This is a genomic window from Flavobacterium rivuli WB 3.3-2 = DSM 21788 (assembly GCF_000378485.1).
GTDB lineage: Bacteria > Bacteroidota > Bacteroidia > Flavobacteriales > Flavobacteriaceae > Flavobacterium > Flavobacterium rivuli.
The window spans coordinates 122,402-145,105 of the sequence record NZ_KB899975.1; the positions used below are offsets into that span (position 1 = coordinate 122,402).

Below are 22,704 nucleotides of genomic sequence, written 5' to 3' on the forward strand. Positions count from 1 at the left end.
ATTTGTCACGCAAAGTCGCCAAGACGCAAAGCTGGGTTACGCAGACCTACCTGCCAAGCGACTGGTAAGTCGCAAAGCTTTGCGACTTACCAGTCGCTGTATCGAAACCTAATTTAGTATACAGCTTTGCGTCTTGGCGACTTTGCGTGAAATAAATGGCTGAAAAAATCAGGCTAATATATATTCATAAATGGTATAAGCCCTTTACACAAATATAAAGTAAATTATCAGCTACCAAAATTTTCCGTACTTTTACCCTTACCAAATTACACTACACAATGCCCGAAACTATTACACTTTTACTTGCCTTTATTATTGCACTTGCCATAGGTGTTTTTATAGGCAAAGCCCTGTTTACCGCAAAGGCATCTGCCGACATCAAGGTGCAGGAGGAGCGCCACAACAGCCTGCAACAAACTATAGAGCAGCTTAAACAACAGGCAATTGCAGAAAGGCAGAATATAGAAAAACAGGTTGCACTTTTACAAAACGAGCGTAACGACCTTCGCACTGCCAAAGATGCCCTTAATGTACAACTGACTAAAAAGGAGGCAGACTTTGACAACCTCCTGGACCGCATGCGCGAACAACGCATGGAAACAGAAGAGCTTCGTGAAAAATTTACCAAAGAATTTGAGAACCTTGCCAATAAGATATTAGAGGAAAAATCGAATAAGTTTACCGAGCAGAACCGCGAGAATATGAAAAACATACTATCGCCATTGCAGGAAAAAATACAGCTGTTTGAAAAAAAGGTAGACGACACCCATAAAGAGAGTATAGATTACCATGCCGCACTTCGCCAGCAAATTTTAGGCTTGCAAACCATGAATGAGAACATGAGCCGCGAAACCCTTAACCTTACCCGTGCCCTTAAAGGCGATACTAAAATGCAGGGGAACTGGGGCGAGCTGGTACTGGAACGCGTACTGGAAAAATCGGGGCTGGAAAAAGGCCGTGAGTATTACGTACAGCAAAGCCATGCATTGGAAGACGGTGGTCGTGTATTACCCGATGTGGTCATTAACCTGCCCGACGGCAAAAAAATGATAGTAGATAGTAAGGTGTCGCTTATTGCTTATGAGCGTTATATTAATGCCGAAGACGATCCTTTAAAACTGGTGTACCTTAAAGACCATGTTAACTCTATTAAACGTCACGTAGACCAGCTGGGCGATAAAAATTACCATGACCTTTACAAGATAGAAAGCCCTGATTTTGTGTTGCTTTTTATTCCTATGGAACCTGCCTTTGCATTGGCTCTTAATGAAGATGCCACGCTGTACAGCAAAGCTTTTGAGCGTAATATTGTTATTGTTACCCCAACTACCCTTTTGGCTACCCTGCGCACTATAGACAGTATGTGGACCAACCAGAAACAACAAGAAAACGCATACGAAATTGCACGCCAGGCAGGTGCCCTGTACGATAAGTTTGAAGGCCTGATAGGCGACCTTACTAAGGTAGGCAACAAAATGAAAGATGCACAGGGCGAATACCAGAATGCCATGGGCAAATTGTTCGACGGGCGCGGTAACATTATTACCTCTATAGAAAAACTTAAAAAGATGGGCGCCAAAGCCAAGAAGTCGCTACCGGAGAGCATACTTAACCGTGCGCTCCAGCAGGAAGAAGACGATATATTGCTTAATGGCCCGGATCAGGAAATTTCAAATCCCAATACCTTACTTTAATGAATTCAGAATACAGGAAAGTCAGTACTTCAAAAGTTACCATATCAGAACTGATGCTGCCCTCGCACACTAATTTTAGCGGAAAGATCCATGGTGGTTACATACTAATGCTTATGGACCAGATAGCCTTTGCATCGGCATCAAAATACAGTGGTAGCTACTGCGTTACAGCATCGGTAGATACTGTAGATTTTCTTAACCCTATAGAGGTTGGCGAACTTACCACACTTAAGGCATCTGTAAACTATGTGGGCAACAGCTCTATGATAGTGGGTATACGTGTAATATCCGAAAATATACAAACCGGTAAGATAACGCACTGTAACTCTTCTTATTTTACCATGGTGGCAAAAGACAGCGCCGGCAATAACGTAACGGTACCACCGTTAATGCTTTGTACCCGCGATGATGTGCGCAGGTTTTATAATTCTGTTAAGCGCCTTAGCCTTAAAAAAGAAAAAATTGTTCATGAAGAGACTTTCGATCACACCTCTGTAGAAGCTATTGAAGCACTTAAAAACTACAGGGTTAAGGTTAGTGATGAGCTTGCAAAGTAAGGTTGTTTTTATATATTTGCTTTCTAACCAAAATATTGCATGAAGCAAAACTTACTTACTCTTATTTTATGTGTGGTCTTTTACAGCCTGTTTTCCTGTGGAGATAACGGCAATGACGATTATATACAAATCCCTGCGGGATTGGCGTCTCCCGTGATCATGAATCTCGATTCTATACCCTATACAAAACTTTCACACTACAATTTTTTTGAGGGCGATATTAAAAACCAGCAGCCGGTACAGGGTGTTTTACCCTACGACTTAAACAGCTCTCTATTTACAGATTATGCGCTTAAAAAACGTTTTGTATGGATGCCCGAAGGCACAAAAGCTACTTATGTTACCGATGGTGAAGTGCTGGATTTCCCTACAGGCACCGCGCTCATAAAAACTTTTTATTATGATAATGCCTACCCCTCCGGCACTACAGATATTGTGGAGACACGCATTATGATAAAAAAAGCCGACGGATGGATATTTGCAAATTATGTATGGAATGCAGAGATGACCGAAGCAGTATTAACAACAAATTCGGGCTCGAAGACAATTAAATGGTATCAGGGTGATTACCTGCGTACCGTTAACTACAAAATACCGTCGCAGGCGCAATGCGCTTCCTGCCATACCCTTAATAATACATTTGTTCCTATAGGGCCAAAGCCGCAAAACCTCAACAAAAATTATACTTATACAGATAGTGTTAACAATCAGCTATATAAATGGATGGCTATTGGATATCTTAATGCTGTACCACCAAATATAGCATCTACTGCAGACTGGACAGATGTATCTCTCTCATTAGATGTAAGAGCCCGCTCCTACTTAGATATTAATTGCGCCCACTGCCATACTACAGGAGGGTCATGTAGTTATACCCCTATGAATCTCGCATTTAACAAAACAAATATAAGATCAAATCTGGGTATTTGTATAGAGCCGCAGGATTTTGTTAGTGGAGATGAGCAATACATTATTGCAGGCCAGGATGCCGAAGCTTCACTTATGTTATCAAAAATAAGAACGACCGATCCTAATGAAATGATGCCGTTAATAGGGCGTTCTCTTATACACCGTGAAGGAATTGCACTCATACAGGAGTGGATAGATACTATGGATGCAGCCTGCCCATAGCCACTATTAAAACATTTTAATTACAAATAGCCTTTATAGGGCTATTTTTTTTGCTTTAAATTAACATGGTATTGCTTTTATGTTATATTTGCTACTTTAAAGAATTTATTGAAGTTACCCAATGAAAAATCACTACATTTTAAGGACTTTGTTTTTTTTGTCAGTATTTATTGCTATTTCTTCTTGCGGATCGGATGATTCGCAAGACTACAAACAAATATCTCCCGTAAATATTGACCTAAGTACTGTACCCTACCCAAAGTTATCTGATTACAAATTTTTTGAAGGCGAAATGAAAGATCTTAAGCCTGCTTACAAAGTGTTACCCTATGACCTTAATAGCAGTCTTTTTACAGATTATGCGCACAAAAAAAGGTTTGTATGGATGCCGGAAGGTGCTAAGGCTACCTATACCGCCGATAATAAAATTCTTGAATTTCCTACCGGTGCTGTGCTAATAAAAAACTTTTATTACGATAATGTATTACCTAATAATACCACCCGTATTATTGAAACCCGCCTGATGATCAAAAAAGCTGACGGATGGATATTTGCCGATTATATATGGAATGATGAGCAAACAGAAGCCTTTTACAGCCTGAGTGGCGGATTTACCCAAATATCATGGACAGAGGGTAATGTAACTAAAAGCGCCAATTACAGGATTCCGCCAGAAAGTGAATGTTTTACCTGCCATAAACACTCTACTACAGCATTACCCATAGGCCCTAAACCGCAAAACCTTAACAAAGATTACAATTATGCCAATGGCAGCGCTAACCAGCTTACCCGCTGGGTACAGGAAGGCTACCTTACAAATAATGTACCGGCACTAATAACCACTACTGCCGACTGGACCGATACTACCAAGCCTCTGGAATTACGCGTAAGGTCGTACCTGGATATTAACTGTGCACATTGCCACAGCGATGGTGCCCATTGCGACTACAGGCCCATGCGCTTTGCTTTTAGCGAAACAACAATTCCTGCAAACCTTGGAATTTGCGTTGCCCCACAAGAAATTATAAATACGTCACTGCCCTATATAGTTAATAAACGAAACGCAGTAAAATCTGTAATGCGCTTTAGGATGAACACTATAAACGAAACACAGCGTATGCCTATTTTAGGCAGGACAGTTATTCATACCGAAGCTGTTGCACTGATAGATGCATGGATAAATGCCATGGATGCCCCATGCCCTTAACAAAAACAAACTACTAAATACTTATAGAATATGAAACAACTCTTTACCCTTGCTTTATTTTCCCTGGCCTGCATATCGGCAGGGGCGCAAACAAACTGCGACAATGCTCCTGTTGTTACGCCAGGTATACACAATGTTAGTTTTGCACAAGGCAGCCAGGCTCCACTTCTAATGTGCTTTAATGCCCTGCCGGGAGCTACCGCTCTTGGCGCATGGTATAAATACATTCCTGATAACGATTACAGCGTTACCCTTACTACAAATGTAGGCGGCTACCCCCTTAGCGATACACGTTTAAATGTGTACTCCGGCAGTTGCAATAATTTTACCTGTGTAGCAGGCGATGATGATAGCGGCGGATCTGCCACGTCTCTTGTACATTTTGACGTTGTGCAGGGTACTACCTATTATTTTGCTTTTGATAATATTTATAGCAGTGACGATTTTGTCTTTAACCTTACCGAACAGGAGTTTGTACCGTCGCTGTTTACGCAGCGGGCAATAAGCCTTCAAGGCACAAAATGGTGTATTGCAGACATGAATGGCGATTACCTTGACGATATTGTTGCTGTAGAAGGTAACTCTGTTAATTTATTAACGCAAAACACTAACGGTAATGGGTTTACACCTGTTAGCTACCAGTTTCCGGCAGCGCAAAACAGCCCTACCTGGAGTATCTCTGCCGGCGATTATGACAAAAATGGTTACAACGACCTTTTGTTTGGCAGCAGTGGCGGTGCGAGCATTATTCTTGCCAGTAGTAACAATACAGGCTTTAGCAACGTATTAGATTCACCTGAGTCTATTTTTTCGCAGCGTTCAAATTTTGTAGATATTAACAACGATGGCAACTTAGATGCTTTTGTATGCCATGATATTGCCCCTAATGTATATTTTCAGAATGATGGAAATGAAGGCTTTACCTACCATCAGGGTGGTTTAGGAGATTACGGTTCTGGTGGTAACTACGGTTCTATATGGATAGACTATGATAATGATGGCGATATAGACCTTTTTATAGCTAAATGCCGCGGAGGCTTAAACGAGGCCGGTATAGATGAGCTGCACCGTAATAATGGCGACGGTACGTTTACCAATGTAGCTGCAGAAGCCGGATTAGCAGACCTGCACCAGTCATGGTCGGCGGCGTGGGGCGATTATGATAACGATGGCGACATGGATATTATGATAGGCAACAGCGCAGGTGTATATGGCGATAATAGCAACCTTCCCGATTCTTTAAAGCAACATAAACTAATGCGTAATAACGGAGACGGCACTTTTACAAACATTACGTCAGGCTCCGGTTTTGATACCTTTACATCATCTAACCTTGTGCATGTGGCACATGATTTTGATAACGATGGTTATACAGATGTTTTTTGCGGAGCCAATACCATTATGCACAACAATGGCGACATGACCTTTAGCCCTATTGTTATAACGGCTGGCAGCGGCCCTATAGGCGATCTTAACAATGATGGATTCCTTGACATTCAAAATGATAACTACATTTACCTTAATTCACCTAACGGCAATAACTGGATAAAAATTAATTTACACGGAGTAGCCAGTAACAGGAATGGTATAGGAGCAAGAATTGAGCTTTACGGAACAGGACAAGGTTGGGAAAAACAAATACGCGATGTAAAAAGTGGCGACGGCTTTTACTACATGAGCACCCTTAACACCCATTTTGGCATTGGGACACTTGATGCTATAGACCGTGTTGTTATAAAATGGCCATCGGGAACGGTAGATACTATAGAGAACCCTGCAATAAACAGCGCATTACTTGTAACAGAAGGCACTCATGTATTGGGAACAAAACAACTAAATGCTACAGCATTTGCAGTATACCCTAACCCTGCTAAAGAGGTACTTAATATAAAAAGTGTAGTTTCTTTTGATACAACAAAAGCGAGCATATACAGTATTGATGGCAAACTTGTAAAATCGGCTACGGTACAGGATGCTGCAATACCGGTACAACACCTTGCAAAAGGCACTTACATTATAAAGGTTCAGGATAAAAGCGGCAAGCAATATTCTGCAACATTCATAAAAGGGTAATTATACTTTTCTTTAAACACAAAGAGCCGTGCAATGCACGGCTCTTTTAGTATATATAAACTGTGTTATATTATTCTGCTACAGCATCAAGGTCTACTTTAGTCCTGTTTGCTATTTCTTTGTACGTACCGTTTTCAAGTTTTTCACGAATAGCTTCATAAGCGCTTAGTGTTTCGTTTATATCCTGAATAGTGTGTGCAGCCGTAGGTATCATCCTTAAAAGTATAATTCCTTTAGGTATAACCGGATAAATAACTATAGACAGGAATATGCCATAGGTTTCCCTAAGGTCGTTTACCATAACCATAGCTTCCGGCACACTACCCTCAAGGTAAACCGGTGTAACACAGGTATTGGTATCGCCTATATTAAAACCTCTTTCTTTAAGGCCATTTTGCAACGCATCTACATTCTCCCAAAGTTTACTTCTAAGTTCCGGTGTAGTTTTAAGCAATTCAAGACGTTTAAGTGCCCCTTTAACAAGCAGCATTGGTAACGACTTGGCAAACATCTGCGAACGCAGATTATACTTTAAAAAGTCTATAATATCTTTATCGGCAGCAATAAATGCACCTATACTTGCCATAGATTTTGCAAATGTACTAAAGTATACATCTATACCGTCTTGGCATTCCTGCTCTTCGCCTGCTCCTGCACCTGTTTTACCCAGTGTACCAAAACCGTGGGCATCATCTACAAGAAGCCTGAAGTTATATTTTTCTTTAAGGGCAACAATTTCCTTAAGCTTACCCTGCTGACCCCTCATACCAAAAACACCTTCGGTAATAAGTAATATGCCGCCGCCTGTAGTTTCGGCCATGTTAGTAGCGCGCTGCAGGTTTTTCTCTATACTCTCAATATCATTATGCTTGTAAGTAAAGCGCTTGCCCATGTGCAGGCGAACACCATCTATAATACAGGCATGAGAATCCATATCATATACTATAATATCGTTTTTAGATACCAGCGCATCTATAGTAGATACCATTCCCTGATAGCCAAAATTTAAAAGATAAGCCGATTCTTTATGTACAAACGCGGCAAGTTCCTGCTCCAGCTTTTCATGCCAGTCAGTGTGCCCGCTCATCATCCTTGCACCCATTGGGTAAGCAGCGCCATATTCGGCAGCAGCTTCGGCATCAGCCTTACGCACCTCGGGGTGGTTAGCTAATCCAAGATAATCGTTTATACTCCAGTTAATTACCTCTTTTCCATGAAACATCATGCGGTTAGAAAGCGGGCCTTCCAGTTTAGGAAATACAAAATATCCTTCTGCCTGCGATGCCCATCTGCCTAACGGGCCTTTATTTTTTTGAATCCTTTCAAACAGATCTTTTACCATAATCCAAGTTATCTTTTTTGTTTAAAAACGCACCAAAAGTAATTATTAAATTGCTACTGTCATAATATTTTTGTGTAAAGGCTGTAACAAATGTGCTGCCTTGTAAACTAATATAATAAATAATAAGCAAACATAATTAGCTTAAACCGCTAAATGATTGATTTATATTGCACACCAAAAAATATTTTATAGCTTTACCTTTTTATTAACCAACCTTTATTACATACCAAAAATGGATTCACAAAAAGTTGACATGTTCTTAATGACTAATGCCAAATATTTTCAGGCAAAACACCTTAATTACATTCGTGAAAGACTACAGGTAGCAGACGACTCTAAATGGCCATTGCTACAATCTGCCGACCTTAAAGACCCAACCACAAGTCTTATAATATCTATATTTGCCGGAAGCCTTGGCATAGATCGTTTTATAATTGGCGATACAGGCCTGGGTGTAGGCAAATTGCTTACATGCGGCGGCCTTGGTATATGGGCTATAGTAGACTGGTTTTTAATATCTGATGCTACTAAAGCTAAGAATATGGAAAAACTGCAAATGTTCCTGTAACACAATGACAAGAAACAGGCTATACCTTTTTTTGTTTTTAGGTTTAATTGCAGGTTACAGTTATGTACTTTGGGAATCGTACGTAAGGATATTTAACCATCCTTTTACTCCCTGCATTTTTAAAAACACTACCGGTATAGCCTGCCCCTCCTGTGGGGTAACGCGGTCTGTATTACTATTAATGCACGGCGGCCTAACATCGGCAATTTTAATGAACCCGCTTGGGCTTGTTGTAGCTGCTATTATGACTATTACCCCTTTATGGTTATTGTATGATGTATCATTTAAAAAAAACACTTTATACAATAGTTATAAAAAAACAGAGAAGGTTTTAAAAACTCCATGGATCGCTATTTTATTTTTTATACTAATAGCCGCTAACTGGGCATGGAATATACATAAAGGATTATGACAGATAAAACCACCCCGGAAACTATATACCCAAGCGACCTGGAGCAGGCCTCTAACAGTTACCTCATGGCAATTGTAGCGGTAATTTCAGGTTTACCTTTACCAATATTTAACACCATTGCCTCTCTTATATATTATGCAGGGCATAGAAAGTCGTCTTATTTTGTACGCTGGCACTGCATACAGGCTATATTAGCACAGGCCGTAATGATACCCTTTAACAGCATTGCTTTTGGTTGGGCTGTAGCACTAATTACAAGCGACACTACAATTAGCTTTATAAACTTACAAGGCGGCTACAGTGGTGAGCCTGATAATTTTATTTACAACCCCGCATATTTTATACTATACATAACAATAATTATTTTATTAAACATTGCAGAGTTTATCACTGTTATTATAACCGCAGCCAAAGTAAGAAAAGGCAAAAATGTGCGCTGGTTTATCCTTGCAAACTTTGCCGATGCCCTTACCAGTAAACAAAACCAAGACCCTTACGTAGTATGAAACTTGTATTTGCATCTAACAATAAAAATAAACTGCTCGAAATAAGACACCAACTGCCTGCAGATATAGAATTACTTAGTCTGGAAGACATAGGCTGCCTTGAAGATATTGCCGAAACTGCCGATACTATAGAAGGCAATGCACTACTTAAAGCTAATTATGTAACACAAAATTATGGTTACGATTGCTTTGCAGATGATACCGGCCTGGAGGTTGACGCACTAAATGGCGCCCCGGGTGTATATTCTGCACGGTATGCCGGCGAAGAAAAAAGTGCCGAAGCCAATATGGATAAGCTTCTTACAGAACTTAATGGCAACACTAACCGCAAGGCCAACTTTAAAACTGTAATAGCTTTAAACCTTAATGGAGAACAGCATTTGTTTACCGGTATTGTAAACGGGAACATAACTTTAAGCAAGGCAGGAACAGGAGGTTTTGGCTACGACCCTGTATTTATGCCTTTAGGATTAAACGTTACATTTGCACAACTTTCGCTTAATGAAAAGGCCCAACTTAGTCATCGCGGCAGGGCTGTAAAACAGCTCATAGATTTAATTAAAAGGTAACGCGTTGATTATCAAATTGATTTATTAAAATAAAACTCTTAGTACTATTAGTATATATCGCTAATATACAGTACCTTTGCAGCTATTTTAAAATCATATATGAATAAATTTGAACAATTAGGATTGAATGAATCGCTTCTGAAGGCGATAAACGATCTAGGATTTGAAAATCCGTCAGAAGTACAGGAAAAAGCGATTCCCCTATTATTGGAAAAAGATACAGATATTGTGGCCCTTGCACAAACTGGTACAGGGAAAACCGCTGCATTTGGTTTTCCGCTTATCCAGAAAATTGACCCGGATAACAAAAACACACAGGCGCTTATACTTTCACCAACACGTGAACTTTGCCTGCAGATTACCAATGAAATTAAACTTTACTCAAAATACATAAAAGGCATCAACACTGTTGCCGTTTATGGAGGCGCGAGTATTACAGAGCAGGCAAGAGACATTAAACGCGGCGCACAAATTATTGTGGCTACCCCGGGCCGTATGCAGGACATGATAAACCGTGGTCTTGTAAATATCTCTAAAATTGATTTTTGTATTCTTGATGAGGCAGATGAAATGCTTAACATGGGCTTTTATGACGATATTGTAAATATCCTGTCTACATCGCCGGATGATAAGAGCACATGGTTATTCTCTGCTACAATGCCACAGGAGGTTGCCCGTATAGCTAAAGAATTTATGCGCAAACCGTTAGAAATAACTGTAGGCCATAAAAACTCCGGTTCATCTACGGTATCTCACGAGTTTTACCTTGTAAATGCACGCGACCGTTATGAGGCGCTTAAGCGCCTTGCAGATGCTAACCCGGACATTTTCTCGGTTGTATTTTGCCGTACTAAAAGAGACACTCAGGCAGTTGCAGAAAAACTTATTGAAGACGGATACAGTGCTGCAGCATTACACGGAGACCTTTCTCAGGCACAACGTGACTCTGTTATGAAATCGTTCCGTGGCAGGCAGATACAAATGCTTGTTGCTACAGATGTTGCTGCAAGGGGTATAGATGTTGATAACATTACACACGTTGTTAACTATCAGCTTCCTGACGAGATAGAAACGTACAACCACCGTTCTGGCCGTACAGGCCGTGCCGGTAAACTGGGTACATCAATCGTTATTATCACTAAAAGCGAAATACGTAAAATATCGGCTATTGAAAGGATCATCCAGCAAAAATTTGTTGAGAAAACGATCCCTTCAGGTATGGAGATCTGTGAAATACAGTTATTCCACTTAGCCAATAAGATTAAAGATGTAGAGGTAGACCACGAAATAGACTCATACCTTCCTGCCATTTATGAAGTAATGAAAGACCTTTCTAAAGAAGAGCTTATCAAGAAAATGGTATCGGTAGAGTTTAACAGGTTTATTAGCTACTACAAGAAAAACAGGGATCTATCTTCTCAATCTGCCGGCGAAAGACGCGAAAGCGCTCCCCGTGGCGATGGTGGCAATGATGGCGCAACCCGTTACTTTGTTAACATAGGGTCTCGTGACAACTTTGACTGGATGAGCCTTAAAGACTTCCTTCGCGATACATTAGGCCTTGGTCGTGACGATGTATTTAAAGTGGATGTAAAGGAAGGTTTCTCTTTCTTTAATACCGATGCAGAACATGCTAACACTGTTCTTGAAACCCTTAATAACATGCATTATGAAGGCCGTCGTATTAATGTAGAGATTTCTAAAAACGAAGGTGGCGGTGGCGGTGGCCGCAGGGACCATAACGGCCGTAGCAGCGGTGGTCGTGGTAACAGCTTTGGCGGTCGCAGCGAATCTTTTGGCCCGCGCGCTCCACGTGGTGAAGGTGCTCCAAGAAGAGACAGCAATTCTGGCAGCAGGCCTCCACGCAGGTCAGACTCTGCCCCGGCAAGGGACAGCAAGAGGCCTCGCAGAAGCTAATTAGAAAATATTTTTTTAATACAATGTATACTAACTACAAAATATCGCGTTTGTTTATTACTTTTACAAAACATAAACAAATAATGAGATATTTTGTAGTTTTTTTATTTTCGATACTTTCCTTTTCTGTTTTTGCCCAAACTAAAGATGCGCAAAAACAGGAGTCGGTAACAGGTACCATCGTATCAGATATTACGTTACTGCCGGTACCGGGCGTAAGCATTATTAACATTAACAAAGTAAAAGGCACCACTACCGATGGTAAAGGTAATTTTACAATAGAGGCTAATGCTAACGACACCCTGCACGTATCGTTTATAGGATACCAGTCTATTAAAGTACGTGTTACAAACGACTGGATAAAAAACGCTACCAATACAAAAATCCCGTTAACCGAGAGATCGTATACGCTGGAAGAGGTAATTATTAATAAATACAGCCTTACCGGATATTTACAAATAGACTCTAAACTGGCGCCTGTAAAAGAAAATTACCGTTATAACATTGCCGGCCTATACCAGGGCTATGAAGGTGGTGAGAACTCTCCTAATGCTTTTAAAAAGATTGTAAGCTCTGTATTTAACCCTGCCGACCTTTTGCACAATGTATTTGGCAAAAAGCCTACAGAGATGCGCAGGCTTAGGGAAATGAAAAAAGACGATACTGTTCGCAATGCACTTGCCAATAAATTTGACCGCGAAACCCTTGCGGCTTTATTAGGCGTTGATAAAAATGAAATTGCCGAAATACTGGAACGCTGCAATTACTCTGAGCAGTTTATAACCACCGCAAACGACCTCCAGATAATGGATGCCATAAGCGGCTGTTATGAAGAATATAAAGCAGTAAATAAAAACTAATCCTGCTCCAGGTATTTCTTTGTAATAAAATCAATATCCTTTATTGTTTTTTGGGTCCAGTCTATACGTTTTTCAAACATTTCTTTATCAGATAATTTCCAGTCAATACCTGATTTGCGTAACCTGCCCGTAAGGTTTTGAATTACTATAGCTGCAGATGATGATACATTAATACTTTCTGTAAAACCTACCATAGGTATTTTTAAAAAGCCATCAGCCTGCTTTAAAACTTCTTCGCTAAGGCCAAGCCTTTCTGTACCAAAAAAAATAGCAGCGGGTTGCGAAATATCAAAATCATCCATAAAAGCAGAATCATCATGCGGCGATGTTGCTATAATACGGTATCCTTTAGCTTTTAATGTATCTATACACTCCTGCGTACCGGTATAACGTGTAACATCTACCCACTTTTGGGCGCCCATAGCAATTTCTTTATCTATGGTTTTGCCGTATTTTGCTTCAATAACATTAAGTTCCTGTATGCCAAAAACCTCACAGGTGCGTAGCACGGCACTGGTATTGTGCAGCTGGAAAATATCTTCTATGGCAATGGTAAAATGTTTGGTGCGCTCCTGCAACACCTTTATAAAATTGTCACGACGGTTTTCTGTTATAAAATTTTCAATATATTCAAGATAAGCCGCGTCTGATGTATTTTTCATTATATTTTATTGTTAAAAATCTTTTTAGTATATTCGGGGGTACCAAACCTTAGTTATGACACAGGAAGAATTACTCGAACAAATTTACAAAAAAGACGGTAAAGCTTTTACAGCATTATACGACATGTATTCTAAAAGCTTATACGGGGTAATATTTAATCTTTTAAAAGATAAAGAAGAAAGTGAAGACGTATTACAGGACGTTTTTGTAAAAATATGGAAAAACATAGACAGTTATAACGAGGGCAAGGGCCGCTTTTTTACCTGGATACTGAATATTGCCCGAAATGCATCTATAGACAGGCTACGATCTAAGGGGCATAATAACAGCAAAAAAAACCTTTCTGCCGACAATTTCGTACATATTCTTGATTACAATACAACCGCTACCAATAAGATAGACGCTATAGGCATCAGGGAGTTTATAAACAAACTTAAGCCTAAATGCATTCGCCTTATTGATCTGCTTTTCTTTAAAGGGTATACCCAACAGGAAGCTTCGGACGAGCTTGAAATACCACTGGGTACCGTAAAGACACAAAACAGGAATTGCATAGGTGAATTAAGAAATATATTACAGGAATAATGGATACCACAGAATACATATCATCGGGCACGCTTGAGTTTTACGTGTATGGGCTTTTGTCTGAACAGGAAAACATCGAAGTAAATGAGCTGGCACAAAAACACGAAAGTGTACGTGCAGAAATACTCTCTATAGAAAAAGCGGTAATAAACCTTTCTCACGGTGTATCGCCACATCTTTCGGCAGAGAATTACGAAAAAATACGCCAGAAACTTATAGAAAAACACAGCGGCGTGGTTCAGTTGGAACCTAAACGCGGCATGAACCCTTACATAGGCTGGGCAGCAGCAGTTGTACTTATGTTTGGCCTGGCGTTCCAGTACTACAAGTATAACGAGGTTACTAAAGAGGTTGAGGCAGTTAACGTACAAAAATCTAAATTTGAGCAACTGCTTGCCAGCACAGAAAAGAAAAATGCTGAGGCAGAAAAAGCTCTTGCTGTTATACGTGATAATGCCAGCACTACTGTAAACCTTGCGGGGCAGGAAGCCGCTCCCGAAGCTTATGCCAAAGTGTATGTAAACAAAAACACAAAGGAAAGCTATGTAGATGTTTCCGGGTTGCCTAAAGCTCCGGCAGGAAAAGTATACCAGGTTTGGGCACTAAAGCTTGATCCGCTTACGCCAACAAGTATTGGTATAATAGACGACTCAACCTTACAAAACGGGGTGTTTAAAATTGATACCAACGAAACTGCACAGGCCTTTGGTATTACGCTGGAGCCTGCGGGTGGTAGCCCTGCCCCTACTCTTGAACAGCTATACACTTTGGGTAAAGTGTAGTACTATAATATAAAATTTATTGAAGGAAGTCGTAACAGGCTTCCTTTTTTTGTTTACATTTTTGACAATATCTAATTATATATAGAAGCATTCAGTATTGGGTCGGCTCAACCTTTTGATATTACCGTGTAACACAAATCTTAAAGATTAAAATATATTTTGAGTTATGAGTTAGAAAATCAGAGTGAAGCTAAGGCCTTAACTTCGTTGCGTTAAGCAAATTATAAGTTGAGGCGTCAAGAATCATTTGCTGTTTGAGCGTAGCGAGTTCAAATGATTTAGCCGAAGCTTATAATTTGTAGCATAAGAAGTTCAAGCCTTGTCCCGATAGCTATCGGGATTGCTTCTTTTGCTTTAAGACAAAAGAAGAGAATTAAAAAGTATCAGCAACATAGATATTAAAAGTGCGGAGGTGTTTTTTTCGGCACTCTTTTTTAGATTTAGTTTAAACACACCCCTAACCCCTCTCAAGAGGGGAACAGCTTCACTCATATCTGTGCACTCAATATATAATCACCGCCATCGCTTTCCATATAAAAAACTTTACTAAATTTGGGTATGAAGAAACTCGTTATACTATCCGGGGCAGGCATTAGTGCCGAAAGTGGCGTGGCAACCTTTCGCGATTCGGGAGGGTTGTGGGAAGGCCATGATGTAATGGATGTGGCATCGCCCGAAGGCTGGCGTAAAAACCCGTCACTCGTACTCGACTTTTACAACAAACGCCGCCGCCAGCTTTTTGAAGTGGAACCTAACAGGGCTCATTTTATTGCTGCCGAACTGGAGAAAGATTTTGACGTTACCATAATTACCCAAAACGTAGACGACCTGCATGAACGTGCCGGAAGCAGCAAAGTAATTCACCTGCATGGCGAATTGCTAAAGGCACGCAGCGTTAATAACGAAGAGGATATTATAGACCTTACCGGCGACATTAACCTGGGCGACCTGCATACCGATGGGCATCAGCTACGGCCACACATAGTATGGTTTGGCGAGGCCGTCCCCGCAATAGAAGAGGCAGCATACATTACAGAGCAGGCCGATTATGTTATTGTCATTGGCACATCGTTACAGGTGTACCCCGCAGCCGGACTTATAGATTTCACAAAGCGCACCACTCCCATTTTTTATATAGACCCTAAACCGGCAAGCATCCCCAATTTAAAGAATCCGCTTGAGGTTGTGCCAATGGTGGCAAGCGAGGGAATGGAAGTTGTGGCGGGGAGGTTGAGGAGTATATAGTTACGGTGCGTCATTATAAGAGTATAGCGACGTAATCGAAGAATCTAGCATAGAGATTCCTCCTTCATCGGAATGACAGCTCACCCTGAACACTACACCATAACTATGTCATTCTTAGCGTAGTGCAACGAAGTCGAAGAATCTCGCAAAGAGATTCCTCCTTCATCAGAATGACAGCTCACTCTGAATACTACACCAAAGCTGTGTCATTCTGAGCGTAGTGCAACGAAGTCGAAGAATCTCACGCACAGAGATTCCTCCTTCGTCGGAATGATAGCTCACTCTGAACACTACACCAAAGCTGTGTCATTCTGAGCGTAGTGCAACGAAGTCGAAGAATCTCGCAAAGAGATTCCTCCTTCATCGGAATGACAGTTCACCCTGAACACTATACCAAAGCTATGTCATTCTGAGCGTAGTGCAATGAAGTCGAAGAATCTCACGCACATAAATTCCTCCTTCGTCGAAATGACAGCTCAATATAATCCCCACCCTAAAGTTGTGTCATTCGGAGTTTAGTGCAACGAAGTCAAAGAATCTCCTTCACAAAAGAGGTTGAATCGTTCCTTGCAAAAAAAGTTCATTAAGGAAATTTGCAAACGCAAAACATCTGCTTAAAATTCGCAAAAATTAGTGCAATTCGTGGCTAACCTAATTTTCATTAATCAGCATAAAACCTTATATTTGCGCGCATAGGATTTTTTACTAAACACAACTATGCAACACTTATCTGAACTGAATGCCATATCGCCCATAGACGGCAGGTACAGGAACAAAACCGCTCCATTAGCTTTATATTTCTCGGAAGAAGCGCTAATTAAATACCGCGTTCTTGTAGAAATAGAATACTTTATCGCGCTTTGCGAACTTCCGTTACCACAGCTTACCGGCGTATCTATAAACAACTACGAGCCGCTTCGCGACATCTACAGGAATTTTAGTACCGATGATGCACTTCAGATCAAGGAAATAGAAAAAACTACCAACCACGACGTTAAAGCCGTGGAATATTTTATAAAAACTGCTTTTGATAACCTTGGCCTTGATGCCTTTAAAGAGTTTATCCACTTTGGTTTAACCTCACAGGACATCAATAACACTGCCATACCGCTTTCTACAAAAGATGCTTTCGAGAAAGTGTATATGCCATCGCTTATATCGGTTATCTCTAAATTAAAAGAACTTAGTACCGACTGGATGGATATCCCTATGCTTGCCCGTACCCACGGACAACCGGCTTCGCCTACACGTTTGGGCAAAGAAATTGCTGTGTTTGTAGAACGTTTAGAAGAGCAGCTTCGTTACCTTAACAATGTACCTTTTGCAGCTAAATTTGGCGGTGCTACAGGCAATTTCAACGCACACTTTGTAGCCTACCCTAAAAACGACTGGAGGCAATTTGGCAATGATTTTGTTGAGGGTACTTTAGGCTTAAAACACTCGTTCCCTACCACACAAATAGAACATTACGATCATTTTGCTGCCTTTTTTGATGTTCTTAAACGCATCAACACCATACTTATAGACCTTGACCGCGACATCTGGACGTATGTGTCTATGGACTATTTTAAGCAAAAAATCAAAGCAGGCGAAATAGGATCATCGGCTATGCCACACAAAGTTAACCCTATAGATTTTGAAAATTCTGAAGGTAACTTAGGTATTGCCAATGCTTTGTTTGAACACCTTTCGGCAAAACTGCCGATATCAAGATTACAGCGTGACCTTACAGATAGTACTGTTCTTAGAAACGTTGGTGTGCCCATAGGCCATACCATCATAGCGTTTGAAGCTACGCTAAAAGGGCTTAACAAACTGTTACTAAACGAACCTAAGTTTGCCGAAGACCTTGAGAAAAACTGGGCTGTAGTTGCCGAGGCAATTCAGACTATCCTTCGTCGTGAAGCTTATCCAAATCCTTATGAAGCGCTAAAAGACCTTACACGTACCAATACGGTTATCAATAAAGAATCGATGCACGCGTTTATTAGCGGCTTAAATGTTACTGATGATGTAAGAAATGAGCTACTGCAAATAACACCTGCAAATTACCTTGGCATTATGCCATAAATATGTTAAAACCTGTTTAAATTTATTTGTAAAGAAGCATTATAGCTTATTTTTGGAATAAGTGCCTCTGCACTTAACAATAAATTTAAACAGGACACAACATGCCCTCCAAGATCCTTATACTTTTTGCCCATCCATTGTTCGAGAAATCGAACGCTAACAATGCGTTGGTAAACAATATCCCGGATTCTCCTAATATAACGTTTCACGACTTGTATCAGGAGTATCCGGATTTTGATATTGATGTAAAAAGAGAACAGGAATTATTGGTCCTCCATGATATTATAATCTGGCACCACCCTATGTACTGGTACAGCTGCCCACCGTTGTTAAAGCAATGGATAGACCTCGTGTTAGAGCATGGCTGGGCATACGGCAGGGAGGGTACGGCACTAAAAGGCAAGTTACTTTTACAGGCGCTTACCACCGGTGGTAAAAAAGAAAATTATTGTGCCACCGGCGTAGACCGTTTTACCATACCACAACTAATGGAACCTTTTTGCCAGACGGCTAAAGTTTGTAATATGCATTACCTGCCACCCTTTGTAGTGCACGGAACCCACTCTATGACTGAAGACAGTTATACAAAATATGGAGAGTTATACGGACAGGCACTGCATTACCTTGAAAATAAGGAAATACAACTTGCAGAACTCTCCAACTTTAAATATTTTAACGACTGGATAGTAACCAAAATAACATAAAGCCATGTCAGACAGTCTTTTATTTCAGGCAATAATATACCTGCTGGCCGCTGTAATTTGTGTGCCAATAGCCAAGAAACTTGGCCTTAGTTCTATACTGGGCTACCTCTTTGCGGGTATATTTATAGGTCCGCACGTGTTAGGCCTTATAGGCCAGGAGGGCCAGGACATTATGCATTTTGCCGAGTTTGGAGTAGTTATGATGCTGTTCCTCATTGGCCTTGAACTCGACCCTTATAAATTTTGGCGAATGCGGCGTGTTATCGTGGGTATGGGCATGCTGCAACTGTTAGGTACAGTTACCGTGCTGTTTATAGCCTGCTCTATAGTTTTAAGGTGGGAGTGGCAGGTAACACTTGTTATTTCACTGGCATTAACACTATCATCTACCGCTATTGTAATGCAAACTCTTAAAGAAAAAGGGCTTACTAAAACATCTATGGGGCGGTCGTCTTTTGCAGTGCTCCTGTTTCAGGATATTGCAGTAATCCCCATACTTGCAATACTTCCGCTATTGGCAGAAGGGAATATTAATAACAAAGGCATTAACGAATCTATTATATCGCACATGCCTGCCTGGCTGCAAACGCCAATTGTTTTTGGTACTATAGGCCTGGTATATTTAGGCGGAAAATACCTGATAATACCGTTGCTGCATATTGTAGCTAAAACACGCCTGCAGGAGTTATTTACGGCATCTGCCCTGCTGTTGGTTATGGGTGTATCGTTTATGATGCAGCTTGTTGGGCTTAGTCCCGCCCTTGGTGCCTTTATTGCCGGGATGGTATTGGCCAACAGTGAATTTCGCCATGAACTTGAGGGAGATATAGCCCCGTTCAAAGGATTGCTTTTAGGCTTGTTCTTTATAGGTGTAGGAGCTTCTATAAACTTTAGCCTTATCATGGCCGACCCTGCTTTTATTATAATCTTCAGCACCATTTTTAATACCATAAAATTCTTTGTTTTGTTAGGTGTTGGCAGGATATACAAAAAAAGTTCCGACCAAAACCTGCTTTTCTCTTTTGCCCTTAGTCAGGCAGGGGAATTTGGGTTTGTTATATTAGGATTTGCAGTGCAGCTTAACCTCATACCCACGGTGCTTTCAAGCCAGATGATGGCTGTTATTGCCATAAGCATGGTAGGTACACCCTTCTTATTGCTGATAAATGAAAAATGGATAGACCCTTTCTTCGGAGTAAAAGAAAGACAGTCTAAAAAGAAATATGATACTATTGAGGAAGATCAGAACGATGTGGTTATCGCTGGTTTTGGAAATTTTGGCAGTACTATAGGCCGCCTGCTCAAGGCAAACGGTATACCTGCAACGGTACTTGATATGGATTCTGACAGGGTAGAATCGTTGCGTAAAATGGGGTTTAAGGTATATTATGGCGATGCTTTACGACTTGAATTATTAAAAGCTGCCGGCTGCGAACATGCCAAAATATTTATTGCTGCCATAGATAACCCACGGGTAAACCTAAAGGTGGTAGAGATGATAAAAAAACACTATCCCCACCTCAAAATATTTGCCCGTGCCCGCAACCGAAATGATGCTTTTGAACTTGTAAATATTGGCATTAATGATTTTTACCGCGAAAACTTGTATAGTGCCGTGCATCTTGGCGTAGATGCCCTTGTAGAAATGGGGCAGCGCAGGTATACTGCTACAAGACAGGGACAACGCTTTATAAAATACGATGAGGAAGCTACCTTTAGGCTTGCAGAGAAACGCCATGATAAAAAAGCACTACTTATGAGCACTATGCAGGAAATTGAAATTCAGGAACAATTAATCCGGGAAGACCTGTATGCGCAGCTTAGCGCTAATGACCATGCCTGGGAAAGTGCAGATCTTAAAAAAGAAGAAAAGGAAGAAGGTTTTTAATTAAAATAAAAAAACCCATACTGTAAGTACGGGTTCCTGTATAAATCGAATAAGTATATTACTGATTTGCTTTTGCATGGTCTGCAAGAAACTGGGCTAAGCCAAGATCTGTAAGCGGGTGTTTAAGCAATCCTGCAATTGCAGAAAGTGGCCCGGTAATAACATCTGCACCTATCTTAGCACAATTAATAATGTGCATAGGATGACGCACAGAAGCTGCAAGAATTTCAGTTTCATAACCATAATTATCATATATAAGGCGAATATCTTCTATAAGCTGTAAACCATCTGTAGAGATATCATCAAGGCGGCCAATAAATGGCGACACATAAGTAGCCCCTGCCTTAGCGGCAAGCAATGCCTGCCCTGCAGAAAACACAAGGGTTACATTAGTTTTAATACCTCTTTCAGAGAAATATTTGGCAGCCTTAACACCTTCCTTTGTCATTGGCAATTTCACTACAATACGTTCATGCAATTCGGCAAGTTCTTCACCTTCACGCACCATACCGTCAAAGTCTGTAGCTATAACCTCCGCACTTACATCGCCATCACTAATATTACAAATATCAACGTAATGTTTTAATACGTTATCCTTGCCGCTAATGCCTTCTTTAGCCATAAGCGACGGATTTGTAGTTACACCATCAAGTATTCCCATTTCCTGGGCCTCTTTAATTTGGGCAAGGTTTGCCGTGTCAATAAAAAATTTCATTTGTTATGAGTATTTGTTGTGTGAAAATTTGCGCAAAACTACAATTTATAATGGTTCATCAGCATTTTTTCATACACTTTATCAGGTAAGATCCTTTTAAGTACTATTGAGAATTTTTGCATAAAAACACCCACTTTATAATGAACATTAGGGTTATGTGTTTTTATAATGCTGTAAACGGCCTCTGCCATTTCTAACGGATTGCTGCCGGCATCAACATGGGAATCCATCATTTTTAAAGTTGCCCCATAAGGAATTTCGTATGGAGAACTCTTAAGTAAGGGTGCGTGGTAACGCCCGGCAGCAATATTTGTAGCAAAATCACCCGGTGCTACACTTGTAATTGTAATGCCAAAGTTTTTTACCTCCATGCGTAACGCTTCTGTAATGAGTTCTAACGCCCCTTTCGATGCTGAGTAAACGCTCCTGTAAGGCAAACCCATATACGCTGCTATTGAGGTTACATTAATAATTAATCCGCTTTTTTGAATACGCATTTGGGGTAATACAGCTTTCATCACCTCTATTGGCCCAAAAAGATTGGTTTCAAAATTATTTCTTATTTCTTCAGCCGGTATTTCCTCAAGCGGGCCCGTAATACCTACACCCGCATTATTTATCAGTATGTCTATAGAACCTTCTTTATTAATAACCTGTGCAACAGCTGTTTTAATGCTTTCAGAAATACGGACATCCAGTGCTACTAATGGAAATAAAGAACCTGTCACTTTATCAGGATTACGGCTTGTACCATATACTTTATAACCTTTTACATGAAGAAATTCTCCAATTGATTTACCAATTCCGGATGAACCGCCCGTTATAAAAACTACTTTACCCATTTTATTAGCTGAAGATTAATTGTATGTAACTAAAAGCGAAATTACTGAAGTTTAGGTATTAATCAAAGTAACTTATGTGCAATCATCCTTAAATCTTTGGGATAACACAAAACAAAAAGCCCTTTATCTATACGGATAAAGGGCTTTTAAAAAGAAAGGCGATGACATACTCTCCCACAAACTGCAGTACCATCTGCGCAGGCGGGCTTAACTACTCTGTTCGGGATGGGAAGAGGTGAGCCCCGCCGCAATAATCACCTTAAAAGGTTCATTGCTTTGGACAATGATTTACGCGTATACCGTTAACTATGAACTGTAAACCGTAAACTAATAATATTAACATACTGAGATAAAGAAAAAATAGTATTTAGAAA

Annotated in this window: 21 protein-coding genes and 1 rRNA gene; 17 read left to right on the plus strand and 5 right to left on the minus strand. The window is 40.5% G+C overall.

What is annotated here, in order from left to right; genetic code table 11:
• Positions 1-278: 278 nt before the first annotated feature.
• From F565_RS0118180 to F565_RS0118200, 5 genes are all read left to right on the plus strand, one after another.
• A complete protein-coding gene (locus F565_RS0118180; protein WP_020214673.1) occupies positions 279-1,694 on the plus strand; it encodes a DNA recombination protein RmuC in 1,416 nt (471 codons plus the stop codon).
• On the plus strand, positions 1,694-2,251 hold the full coding sequence (locus F565_RS0118185; protein WP_020214674.1) for an acyl-CoA thioesterase: 558 nt from the start codon (positions 1,694-1,696) through the stop codon (positions 2,249-2,251). The genes F565_RS0118180 and F565_RS0118185 overlap by 1 nt, the downstream gene beginning before the upstream one ends.
• A gap of 39 nt (positions 2,252-2,290) precedes the next feature.
• On the plus strand, positions 2,291-3,382 hold the full coding sequence (locus F565_RS0118190; RefSeq protein ID WP_020214675.1) for an SO2930 family diheme c-type cytochrome: 1,092 nt from the start codon (positions 2,291-2,293) through the stop codon (positions 3,380-3,382).
• 121 nt (positions 3,383-3,503) lie between these two features.
• On the plus strand, positions 3,504-4,589 hold the full coding sequence (locus F565_RS0118195; RefSeq protein WP_020214676.1) for a hypothetical protein: 1,086 nt from the start codon (positions 3,504-3,506) through the stop codon (positions 4,587-4,589).
• A 30-nt stretch (positions 4,590-4,619) separates the two neighbouring features.
• Positions 4,620-6,662: an FG-GAP-like repeat-containing protein gene (locus tag F565_RS0118200; protein ID WP_020214677.1), complete on the plus strand. Its 2,043-nt coding sequence runs from the start codon at positions 4,620-4,622 to the stop codon at positions 6,660-6,662.
• A 70-nt stretch (positions 6,663-6,732) separates the two neighbouring features.
• Here F565_RS0118200 and capB read toward each other — a convergent pair whose 3' ends face one another.
• Positions 6,733-8,004 (minus strand): cysteate-C-fatty acyltransferase, encoded by a 1,272-nt coding sequence (capB, locus tag F565_RS0118205; protein ID WP_020214678.1) that lies wholly within the window; start codon positions 8,002-8,004, stop codon positions 6,733-6,735.
• A 232-nt stretch (positions 8,005-8,236) separates the two neighbouring features.
• Between capB and F565_RS0118215 the strand changes: the two genes are divergently transcribed.
• From F565_RS0118215 to F565_RS0118240, 6 genes are all read left to right on the plus strand, one after another.
• Positions 8,237-8,572 carry a TM2 domain-containing protein gene (locus F565_RS0118215; protein WP_026300163.1) on the plus strand — a complete coding sequence of 112 codons (336 nt, stop codon included), beginning with the start codon at positions 8,237-8,239 and terminating at the stop codon, positions 8,570-8,572.
• Positions 8,573-8,576: 4 nt separating this feature from the next.
• The gene (locus F565_RS0118220) at positions 8,577-8,984 is read left to right on the plus strand and encodes a DUF2752 domain-containing protein (protein ID WP_020214681.1); all 408 of its coding nucleotides are present in this window, start codon (positions 8,577-8,579) and stop codon (positions 8,982-8,984) included.
• Complete coding sequence (locus F565_RS22520; protein ID WP_020214682.1) at positions 8,981-9,490, plus strand: magnetosome magnetite crystal formation protein family; 510 nt, start codon at positions 8,981-8,983, stop codon at positions 9,488-9,490. The genes F565_RS0118220 and F565_RS22520 overlap by 4 nt, the downstream gene beginning before the upstream one ends.
• Positions 9,487-10,059 carry a non-canonical purine NTP diphosphatase gene (locus F565_RS0118230; protein ID WP_020214683.1) on the plus strand — a complete coding sequence of 191 codons (573 nt, stop codon included), beginning with the start codon at positions 9,487-9,489 and terminating at the stop codon, positions 10,057-10,059. The genes F565_RS22520 and F565_RS0118230 overlap by 4 nt, the downstream gene beginning before the upstream one ends.
• Positions 10,060-10,158: 99 nt before the next feature.
• The gene (locus F565_RS0118235) at positions 10,159-11,976 is read left to right on the plus strand and encodes a DEAD/DEAH box helicase (RefSeq protein ID WP_020214684.1); all 1,818 of its coding nucleotides are present in this window, start codon (positions 10,159-10,161) and stop codon (positions 11,974-11,976) included.
• 83 nt (positions 11,977-12,059) lie between these two features.
• A complete protein-coding gene (locus tag F565_RS0118240; RefSeq protein WP_026300165.1) occupies positions 12,060-12,836 on the plus strand; it encodes a carboxypeptidase-like regulatory domain-containing protein in 777 nt (258 codons plus the stop codon).
• Here F565_RS0118240 and F565_RS0118245 read toward each other — a convergent pair.
• Positions 12,833-13,498: a TrmH family RNA methyltransferase gene (locus tag F565_RS0118245; RefSeq protein ID WP_020214686.1), complete on the minus strand. Its 666-nt coding sequence runs from the start codon at positions 13,496-13,498 to the stop codon at positions 12,833-12,835. The genes F565_RS0118240 and F565_RS0118245 overlap by 4 nt on opposite strands.
• A 55-nt stretch (positions 13,499-13,553) precedes the next feature.
• On the opposite strand from F565_RS0118245, the gene F565_RS0118250 reads away from it, so the two are divergent.
• The 6 genes from F565_RS0118250 to F565_RS0118275 all read left to right on the plus strand — a co-directional run bounded on the left by F565_RS0118250 (position 13,554) and on the right by F565_RS0118275 (position 20,773).
• Positions 13,554-14,084, plus strand: a complete 531-nt coding sequence (locus F565_RS0118250) for an RNA polymerase sigma factor (protein ID WP_020214687.1) — start codon at positions 13,554-13,556, stop codon at positions 14,082-14,084.
• Entirely contained in the window at positions 14,084-14,866 is a 783-nt protein-coding gene (locus F565_RS0118255; protein ID WP_020214688.1) for an anti-sigma factor, read from the plus strand. The genes F565_RS0118250 and F565_RS0118255 overlap by 1 nt, the downstream gene beginning before the upstream one ends.
• Before the next feature lie 558 nt (positions 14,867-15,424).
• Positions 15,425-16,111 carry an SIR2 family NAD-dependent protein deacylase gene (locus F565_RS0118260; RefSeq protein WP_020214689.1) on the plus strand — a complete coding sequence of 229 codons (687 nt, stop codon included), beginning with the start codon at positions 15,425-15,427 and terminating at the stop codon, positions 16,109-16,111.
• Positions 16,112-16,828: 717 nt separating this feature from the next.
• The gene (purB, locus tag F565_RS0118265) at positions 16,829-18,181 is read left to right on the plus strand and encodes an adenylosuccinate lyase (RefSeq protein ID WP_020214690.1); all 1,353 of its coding nucleotides are present in this window, start codon (positions 16,829-16,831) and stop codon (positions 18,179-18,181) included.
• A 101-nt stretch (positions 18,182-18,282) separates the two neighbouring features.
• Complete coding sequence (locus tag F565_RS0118270) at positions 18,283-18,885, plus strand: NAD(P)H-dependent oxidoreductase (RefSeq protein ID WP_020214691.1); 603 nt, start codon at positions 18,283-18,285, stop codon at positions 18,883-18,885.
• A gap of 4 nt (positions 18,886-18,889) precedes the next feature.
• Positions 18,890-20,773 (plus strand): monovalent cation:proton antiporter-2 (CPA2) family protein, encoded by a 1,884-nt coding sequence (locus tag F565_RS0118275; protein ID WP_020214692.1) that lies wholly within the window; start codon positions 18,890-18,892, stop codon positions 20,771-20,773.
• A gap of 58 nt (positions 20,774-20,831) precedes the next feature.
• Here F565_RS0118275 and fsa read toward each other — a convergent pair whose 3' ends face one another.
• The 3 genes from fsa to rrf all read right to left on the minus strand — a co-directional run bounded on the left by fsa (position 20,832) and on the right by rrf (position 22,592).
• The gene (fsa, locus tag F565_RS0118280; protein WP_020214693.1) at positions 20,832-21,488 is read right to left on the minus strand and encodes a fructose-6-phosphate aldolase; all 657 of its coding nucleotides are present in this window, start codon (positions 21,486-21,488) and stop codon (positions 20,832-20,834) included.
• A gap of 38 nt (positions 21,489-21,526) precedes the next feature.
• Positions 21,527-22,330 (minus strand): SDR family oxidoreductase, encoded by an 804-nt coding sequence (locus F565_RS0118285; RefSeq protein WP_020214694.1) that lies wholly within the window; start codon positions 22,328-22,330, stop codon positions 21,527-21,529.
• A 153-nt stretch (positions 22,331-22,483) separates the two neighbouring features.
• Positions 22,484-22,592: ribosomal RNA gene (rrf, locus tag F565_RS0118290) — 5S ribosomal RNA — on the minus strand.
• Between the last annotated feature and the right edge of the window lie 112 nt (positions 22,593-22,704).

Excerpts from the sequence above, each read along its gene's own strand:
- F565_RS0118190 (WP_020214675.1), top strand. The coding sequence starts at position 2,291 with ATGAAGCAAAACTTACTTACTCTTATTTTATGTGTGGTCTTTTACAGC.
- F565_RS0118275 (WP_020214692.1), top strand. The coding sequence starts at position 18,890 with ATGTCAGACAGTCTTTTATTTCAGGCAATAATATACCTGCTGGCCGCT.
- F565_RS0118255 (WP_020214688.1), top strand. The coding sequence starts at position 14,084 with ATGGATACCACAGAATACATATCATCGGGCACGCTTGAGTTTTACGTG.
- F565_RS0118250 (WP_020214687.1), top strand. The coding sequence starts at position 13,554 with ATGACACAGGAAGAATTACTCGAACAAATTTACAAAAAAGACGGTAAA.
- purB (WP_020214690.1), top strand. The coding sequence starts at position 16,829 with ATGCAACACTTATCTGAACTGAATGCCATATCGCCCATAGACGGCAGG.
- F565_RS0118260 (WP_020214689.1), top strand. The coding sequence starts at position 15,425 with ATGAAGAAACTCGTTATACTATCCGGGGCAGGCATTAGTGCCGAAAGT.
- F565_RS0118235 (WP_020214684.1), top strand. The coding sequence starts at position 10,159 with ATGAATAAATTTGAACAATTAGGATTGAATGAATCGCTTCTGAAGGCG.
- F565_RS0118285 (WP_020214694.1), bottom strand. The coding sequence starts at position 22,330 with ATGGGTAAAGTAGTTTTTATAACGGGCGGTTCATCCGGAATTGGTAAA.
- fsa (WP_020214693.1), bottom strand. The coding sequence starts at position 21,488 with ATGAAATTTTTTATTGACACGGCAAACCTTGCCCAAATTAAAGAGGCC.
- F565_RS0118270 (WP_020214691.1), top strand. The coding sequence starts at position 18,283 with ATGCCCTCCAAGATCCTTATACTTTTTGCCCATCCATTGTTCGAGAAA.
- F565_RS0118245 (WP_020214686.1), bottom strand. The coding sequence starts at position 13,498 with ATGAAAAATACATCAGACGCGGCTTATCTTGAATATATTGAAAATTTT.
- F565_RS0118220 (WP_020214681.1), top strand. The coding sequence starts at position 8,577 with ATGACAAGAAACAGGCTATACCTTTTTTTGTTTTTAGGTTTAATTGCA.
- F565_RS0118195 (WP_020214676.1), top strand. The coding sequence starts at position 3,504 with ATGAAAAATCACTACATTTTAAGGACTTTGTTTTTTTTGTCAGTATTT.
- F565_RS0118180 (WP_020214673.1), top strand. The coding sequence starts at position 279 with ATGCCCGAAACTATTACACTTTTACTTGCCTTTATTATTGCACTTGCC.
- F565_RS0118215 (WP_026300163.1), top strand. The coding sequence starts at position 8,237 with ATGGATTCACAAAAAGTTGACATGTTCTTAATGACTAATGCCAAATAT.
- F565_RS22520 (WP_020214682.1), top strand. The coding sequence starts at position 8,981 with ATGACAGATAAAACCACCCCGGAAACTATATACCCAAGCGACCTGGAG.
- capB (WP_020214678.1), bottom strand. The coding sequence starts at position 8,004 with ATGGTAAAAGATCTGTTTGAAAGGATTCAAAAAAATAAAGGCCCGTTA.
- F565_RS0118185 (WP_020214674.1), top strand. The coding sequence starts at position 1,694 with ATGAATTCAGAATACAGGAAAGTCAGTACTTCAAAAGTTACCATATCA.
- F565_RS0118230 (WP_020214683.1), top strand. The coding sequence starts at position 9,487 with ATGAAACTTGTATTTGCATCTAACAATAAAAATAAACTGCTCGAAATA.
- F565_RS0118240 (WP_026300165.1), top strand. The coding sequence starts at position 12,060 with ATGAGATATTTTGTAGTTTTTTTATTTTCGATACTTTCCTTTTCTGTT.
- F565_RS0118200 (WP_020214677.1), top strand. The coding sequence starts at position 4,620 with ATGAAACAACTCTTTACCCTTGCTTTATTTTCCCTGGCCTGCATATCG.